The following is a 5,707-nucleotide window of genomic DNA, read 5'->3' as shown; positions in this document are numbered from 1 at the left end:
GTGGCCCCGCGATGTCGAAAACCCACGCATGAACCCCCGATCTGTGCCCGATCTGTGCCCAAAGCGGCGCTTGCGCGACCGCTTCCTACCCGCTAGACTCGCCAAAAAGGGCGGTTGAACTTCCTATACCCTTGTACCCCAGGGGATGCGAGCCGAAGGAGAACCCATGAACCTCACGTTGCGCGCCGCACTGGGCGCCTGCCTGCTGCTGTCGCTGGGCGCCTGCACGGAGCGGCCGCAGGCGCCGCCGGCGCCGGTGGCCACGCCCGCGGCACTGGCCGCGCACAGCGCCGAGTTCAAGCGCGAAGTGATCGAGGTCGCCGACGGCGTCTGGGTCGCCGTCGGCTACGGCATTGCCAACTCGATCCTGCTCGAAGGCGACGATGGCGTCATCGTCGTCGACACGATGGAAAGCGCCGAATCGGCGCGCGATGTGCTCGCCGAGTTCCGCAAGCTCACCGACAAGCCGGTCAAGGCGCTGATCTACACGCACTCGCATCCCGACCACATCGGCGGTGCCGGTGTGTTCGCGCAGGGCGCCGGCGACATCCCGGTCTATGCGCAGCGCAAGCTGGTCGCGGCGATGGAGAAGACGTCCATCGAGCTGCAGACGGCGATCACCAGGCGCTCGCTGCGCATGTACGGCACCCAGCTGACGCCCGAGGAGATGGTCAACGTCGGCATCGGCCCCTTCGTCGACGTCCACGAGGGCAGCACGATCGACACGCTGCGGCCGACGCGCGAGTTCGACGACACGCTCGAAGACACGGTGGCCGGCATCCGCTTCCGGCTCGTGCACGCGCCCGGCGAGACCGAGGACCAGCTCTTCGTCTGGCTGCCGGAGCGGCGCATCCTGCTGCCCGGCGACAACGTCTACAAGGCCTTTCCGAATCTCTACACGATCCGCGGCACGTCCTACCGCGACCCGCGCGCCTGGGCCGATTCCATCGACAAGATGCGCGCGCTCAGGCCCGCCGTGCTGGTGCCCAGCCACACGCGGCCGCTGGTCGGCGAGGCAGCGATCGAGGCGACGCTGACCGACTACCGCGACGCCATCCGCTACGTCTACGACCAGACCCTGCGCCTGATCAACCAGGGCCATACGCCGGACGAGATCGCAGCGACGCTGAAGCTGCCGGCCCATCTGGCCGCCTCGCCGTGGCTGCAGGAGTTCTATGGCACGCCGCAATGGTCGGCGCGCAACATCTACGTCGGCAATCTCGGCTGGTTCGACGGCAACCCTTCGACGCTGCGGCCGCTGCCGCCGGATGAGACGGCGCGGCGCACGGTCGAGCTGGCCGGCGGCGTCGATGCCGTCGCACGGCGCATCGACGAGGCCGCCAAGGCCGGCGAGCATCAGTGGGTGCTGCAGCTCACCGACCATCTGCTGCGCGTGCAGCCGGGTCACGCCGCGGCCAAGCAGGCGCGCATCGCCGCGCTGCGCGCGCTGGGCGAGCGCGAGGCCAACCCCAATGCACGCCACTGGTATCTGATGACCGCCGGCGAACTCGCCGGCGCGTTCGAGCTGCCCAAGCGCATCGTCACGCCAACGCCGGCGATGCTCGCGCGCATGCCGCTGGCGCGCTTCTTCGACGGCATGGCGGTCAACCTGGACGCACAGGCCAGCGCCGACACCGTCGTCGCCGTCGGTTTCGAATTCACCGACAGCGCCGAGCGCTACACCTACATCGTGCGCCGCGGCGCGAGCGAGGTCGTGCCGCAGCTGCGCGAGGACGCCGACATCGTCGTGCGTGTCCCCGCGCAGGTGTTCAAGGAAATGCTGGCGCAGCTGCGCAATCCCGCGGTCACGATCGCGAAGGATTTCGAAGTCGTGAAGGGCGGCAAGCTCGGCTTCGTGCGCTTCATGCGCCTGTTCGTGCCGGTCGAGGAATGAGCGGCTAGGCGATGAAGCCGTAGCGCCGGCACAGCTGCGCCGGCGCATCCCACTCGGCCTGGTGTGAGACCATGCAGCTTCTCACAAGCTCAATTCTCTGAGCTTCTATCTGAGAGCGTATCTGCGAGTCGTTCGAGACCATGCCGACTGTTGCTTTCTGCGCATCATTCTCGCACTGAGCCATTGATTCACGAGGAGACTGACCACAGCCCAAAAGCGTCACACAAAACAGACCGCACTCGGTGTAGGCGCAGGTGTGGTCGCGTCCGGCCGCCAAGGCCACCACCCCGGTGAGATCGCGCACGTCCACCGGCGAGGCGGCGGACTGGGTGTTGCCGTTGCCCAGCTGGCCGAAGGCGTTGAAGCCCCAGCACTTGACCGTGCCCGACTTGAGCAGGGCGCAGCTGTGATCCTCGCCGGCCACCACCGCGGTGGCGCCGGCCAGGCCGTTGACGATCACCGGTGTGAGGCTGCCGGTGAAGCTGCCGTGGCCCAGCTGCCCGCGCGGGCCGTAGCCCCAGCAGCGCACCCCGCCTTCCTTGGTCAAGGCGCAGCTGTGCCGACCGTTGGCCGCCACCGCCGTGACGTCGCCCAGGCCGACCACCGCGACCGGGGTCTTGCGGTTGATCACCGTGCCATCACCCAACTGGCCGTTGAGGTTGCCGCCCCAGCACGCCACCCCGCCGGCGCCAGTCACCGCGCAGGAATGGAAAAAGCCGGCCGCCAGGGCGGTGGCGCCGGTCAGATGCAAGACCTCGACCGGCGTCACGCGATGGATCGTGGTGTTGTCGCCGATCTGACCGTAATCGTTGTTGCCCCAGCATTTGACCACGCCAAGGCCGGTCAGGGCGCAGCTGTGATAGAAGCCGGCCGTTACCGCCGAGGCGCCGATCAAGCCGCTCACGCTGACTGGCGTCGCCTTGTCATTGGCGCTGCCGTCACCGAGCTCGCCAAAGCGACCATGGCCCCAGCACTTGGCGTTGCCGCTGGCGAACAGGGCGCAGCCGTGGTAGCCGCTGGCGGCGAACTCGACGGTGCCGCGACGGATGCCCTGGGTGAGCACCGGAACCGTGCTTGACGCCGTGCTGCCGTTGCCCAGTTGGCCGTAGTCGCCCCGGCCCCAGCAGTAGACCCGCCCTGAGCCGGAGAGCGCGCAGGTGTGCAGGCTGCCAGCCGAGATCAGGCTACCGCCATTGGCCTGCGCCGGCGGTGCGAAGGCGGCGGACAGAGACAGCAGGCTGGCAGCCAGGGCAACGGTCGGGAGCGATCGGCAGGCGGTCAGGGGCATGGCAGGTCGAAGTCGGGGGAGGTGCAAAAAAAGCCGGCGAAGATTAGGAGCCTAGAATCCGCAGGGTCAATGGCTCGCCGACCGCTCCGATTTCGGGGTGGAAGGCCGGTCTCGATCTCCTTGGGCGGCAGGATGCGCGGGCGGCCGCCGCGTTTGCGCAAGGAGAGCGGAACGTGGACGCGGATCGTGTCGGTGCTGGGCATCAGGCGGCGTCCTCCGTCTCCGGTGTCAGCAGGCTGGCCAAGGCGCCAAGTCGCAATGGCCTTCAAGCTGACCAAGGGGAACCATCAACGGGGTGCAGTCTAGCTTCGGCGAGATGCCGTCGTCAAGCCGAAATCACTAGATGTAGTTGATCACGCATGTGCCGCACCCATATGTAGTACTAAGCGGCGGTAGGGCGGGGCCCGACCCACCTTACCGCCCATGCGCGCCCCGCTCGCCCCCGCCACCGGCCGCCTCGCCAGCCACTCCCCAGCGGCGGTAGGGCGGGTCTTGACCCGCCTCACCACCCATGCGCGCCCCGTTCGCCCCCGCCACCGGCCGCCTCGCCATCCACTCCCCAGCGGCGGTAGGGCGGGTCTTGACCCGCCTCACCGCCTATGCGCGCCCCGTTCGCCCCCGCCACCGGCCGCCTCGCCAGCCACTCCCCAGTCGGCCGCGAGATCGCCCTGCGCCACATACCGATGCACGCTCGAATACGGCCACGCAGCCGCGCAGGCGGCGTGCCCATGCTTGACCGGGTTGAAGTGCACGTAATCGACATGCGCCGTGAGATCCCGCTCGTCGCGGATCAAATGCTCAGCGACTGGCGTCCGAGGCGGGAGACTTCCTACCCGCCCCGCGGCAATGTCTGACGCGAAGATCAGAAAACGCCGATATGAACGCGTGCTCGCGGGCGCAACCCTGAGCAGCCGTCCCTGCAACGGAGCGCTGCGTGCCGCGCCTGACCGCACCCCGGCGGCAGGCCGAGGTGTGCGCGCCACTGCCGGCCGCCCACGCCGCTGCGCGTTACGCGCGCCACCTGCCCGAGCGCACGCTGCTGTACGCGCTAGTGCAGGCGCACTACCCGGACTTCATCGCGCGTCTTGAGGCCGAAGACCGCCCGCTGCCCGAGTATGTGCGCGAGGAGTTCGAGACCTACCTGCGCTGCGGCGTGCTCGAGCACGGCTTCCTGCGCGTGGTCTGCGAGCAGTGCCGGGCCGAGAGGCTGGTGGCGTATTCCTGCAAGAAGCGCGGCTTCTGCCCCAGCTGCGGGGCGCGGCGCATGGCCGAGAGCGCGCGGCACCTGGTGGAGGAGGTGTTTGGCCCGCGGCCGGTGCGGCAATGGGTGCTGAGTTTTCCGTACCCGTTGCGCTTCCTGTTCGCCAGCAAGCCTGAGGCGATCGGCCCGGTGCTGGGCATCGTGCATCGTGTGATCGCCGGTTGGCTTGCCGATCAGGCCGGCGTGCCGCGGGATACGGCGCAATGCGGCGTGGTGACCCTGATCCAGCGCTTCGGCAGCGCGCTGAATCTCAACATCCACTTCCACATGCTGTGGCTCGACGGCGTGTACGAGGACACCACCGAGCGTCCGCAGCGCAAGCCGCGCCTGCACCGCACCCGTGCGGCCGGTCACTGGGCCGGTGGCGGAAAACCCAGCAGCCGGCGCTGCTCGCCCCAGTCGCGAGGCAGCAGGTCTTGGCGGCCACGCAGCGTGTGCAGATTCAGATGCCGGGGCTGGCGCCCGTCCAGGATGGCCTCGACGATGTCGGGGGCCAGCAGGGTCATGCGCAGCACCTCGGCCGCCCAGCCGGGCTCCAGTTTCAGCGCGCGCGCCAGGTCGGCGGTCGTCGGATAGACGCCTTCGTCGATCAGCCGCTTCCAGTAGAAGGCCTTGCCGAGCGTCTTGATCATCGGCGCATCCAGGCCGCCCGTGGTCGCAGCGGCGGACTCGGGCGTCGGCGGGATCAGGAGCTTGCGGTTCTGCCGGCGCTTGATCGTCAGGGGCACCAGGGTCACCCGCTGCCCGTCGCTGACGTAGCTGCGCGCGTCGTTGCCGACCTCGACGCGGATCGCGCGACGGCGGGAGTTCGGAGTCGGATCGGGAGGCGACCGGGTCATGCCAAGGCCTCCTCGGCAGGCGTGCGGCACTCGCCGACCAAGGGATGCGCGCCGATCTCGGGCCCCAATCCCAACCAGCCATCCTCGCGCCAGAGGATGTCGAGTCCGTGCTCATGCAGTTGCACCCGCTCGATCAGCAGCCGCGCGATGCGTTGCTGCTCGGCCGGGAACAACTGCGCCCACACGTCGCCGATGCGCCGCATCGCCACCACCACCTGCGCTTCATCGAGGGCAGCACCGGCCGGGTGGCGCTGGCACGCCCGCCAGGTGCCGATCAGCACCTCCGGCGCCGAGAGCGCCGCGTGGATCTGCGCGAGCACCGCGTTCTCGATCTCGGCCGCGGGCAGAGGGGTCTCCTCGTTTTCAGTGCAATAAGTGACGGTACGAAAAGCTAGCACTGGCGCGGAGGTGGTGTTGGTAGATCG

The 5,707-nt window shown here is 68.8% G+C and carries 3 protein-coding genes and 2 pseudogenes; 2 read left to right on the top strand and 3 right to left on the bottom strand.

Going from position 1 to position 5,707, the window contains the following annotated elements; translation table 11 throughout:
• Positions 1–166: 166 nt before the first annotated feature.
• Positions 167–1,894, top strand: coding sequence for an alkyl sulfatase dimerization domain-containing protein (locus tag JAO85_RS25320; protein WP_068595590.1), 1,728 nt, complete (start codon positions 167–169; stop codon positions 1,892–1,894).
• Positions 1,895–1,898: 4 nt separating this feature from the next.
• Here the strand turns inward: JAO85_RS25320 and JAO85_RS25315 are convergent, their stop codons facing one another.
• Positions 1,899–3,182, bottom strand: coding sequence for an RCC1 domain-containing protein (locus JAO85_RS25315; RefSeq protein ID WP_068595593.1), 1,284 nt, complete (start codon positions 3,180–3,182; stop codon positions 1,899–1,901).
• Positions 3,183–4,152: 970 nt separating this feature from the next.
• Between JAO85_RS25315 and JAO85_RS25310 the strand changes: the two are divergent.
• A pseudogene (locus tag JAO85_RS25310) lies at positions 4,153–4,761 on the top strand (transposase zinc-binding domain-containing protein); the annotation flags it as partial.
• Between the two features lie 32 nt (positions 4,762–4,793).
• Here JAO85_RS25310 and JAO85_RS25305 read toward each other — a convergent pair.
• Together JAO85_RS25305 and JAO85_RS25300 are read right to left on the bottom strand one after the other, a co-directional pair.
• Positions 4,794–5,282: a hypothetical protein gene (locus JAO85_RS25305; protein WP_068595599.1), complete on the bottom strand. Its 489-nt coding sequence runs from the start codon at positions 5,280–5,282 to the stop codon at positions 4,794–4,796.
• Positions 5,279–5,707 (bottom strand): annotated as a pseudogene (locus JAO85_RS25300) (hypothetical protein); the annotation flags it as partial. The pseudogene JAO85_RS25300 and the gene JAO85_RS25305, both read right to left, overlap by 4 nt.

Origin of the sequence: Comamonas sp. NyZ500, from assembly GCF_016772095.1 — a bacterium.
Lineage (GTDB): Bacteria > Pseudomonadota > Gammaproteobacteria > Burkholderiales > Burkholderiaceae_C > Comamonas > Comamonas thiooxydans.
The sequence above is the reverse complement of the archived record's forward strand: the minus strand, read 5'-3'. Positions and strand labels throughout refer to the sequence as shown.

Coding starts and splice junctions, on each gene's coding strand:
- JAO85_RS25320 (WP_068595590.1), top strand. CDS start 167: ATGAACCTCACGTTGCGCGCCGCACTGGGCGCCTGCCTGCTGCTGTCG.
- JAO85_RS25315 (WP_068595593.1), bottom strand. CDS start 3,182: ATGCCCCTGACCGCCTGCCGATCGCTCCCGACCGTTGCCCTGGCTGCC.
- JAO85_RS25305 (WP_068595599.1), bottom strand. CDS start 5,282: ATGACCCGGTCGCCTCCCGATCCGACTCCGAACTCCCGCCGTCGCGCG.